Below are 644 nucleotides of genomic sequence, written 5' to 3'. Positions count from 1 at the left end.
GCCTAAATGAGACGGTATAATGTCCGCTTAATATCTATTTAATATGCCAAACTGTTTACTTTGAAAGAAACAGTGTCCACTCATATTCAAATCCATAAATAATGATGAAAAAAACGCTACTTAGCTTAATTTTTGCTGCCCTCCTGAATACTCCAGCCCTTGCGGCAGACCCGGTTGCATCCGCACCTGCCGTACAAAGCGAGGCTCAAACGCAGCCACTGCTGCACAGTATCAACAGCCCGACAACGCCGCCGGAAATTGCGGCGACTGCCTATATTGTTACCGACCTGCACAGCAAGCAAACCTTGGCATCCAACAATGCCGACACGCCTATCGAGCCTGCCGCGTTGACGCAAATGATGACCGCCTACCTTGCCTTTAAAGCACTGGAAAACGGTACGCTTCAAGCAGATCAGATGCTGACAGTTTCAAACGTCGGCTGGAAAGTCGAAGGTTCACGCATGTTCCTTGATCCGAAAGTTCCTGTCAGTGTCAGCGATTTGATTAAGGGTACAACCATCCAGTCGGCCAACGATGCCGCCATTACCCTTGCCGAAGCCATTGGCAACGACTCTATCGACGAATTTGTCAAACAAATGAACGAAGAAGCCAAACGCTTGGGCATGAAGCATACCCACTTCAAC

At 48.4% G+C, this 644-nt stretch carries 1 protein-coding gene; it reads left to right on the top strand.

Features of this window, described 5'->3' with window-relative positions; genetic code table 11:
• Nucleotides 1-101 precede the first annotated feature (101 nt).
• On the top strand, nucleotides 102-644 hold a 543-nt coding region (locus ACTHUM_RS17260; protein ID WP_440403592.1), incomplete at its 3' end, for a D-alanyl-D-alanine carboxypeptidase family protein.

This window comes from Neisseria sp. P0021.S006, assembly GCF_051956895.1.
The sequence above is the reverse complement of the archived record's forward strand: the minus strand, read 5'-3'. Positions and strand labels throughout refer to the sequence as shown.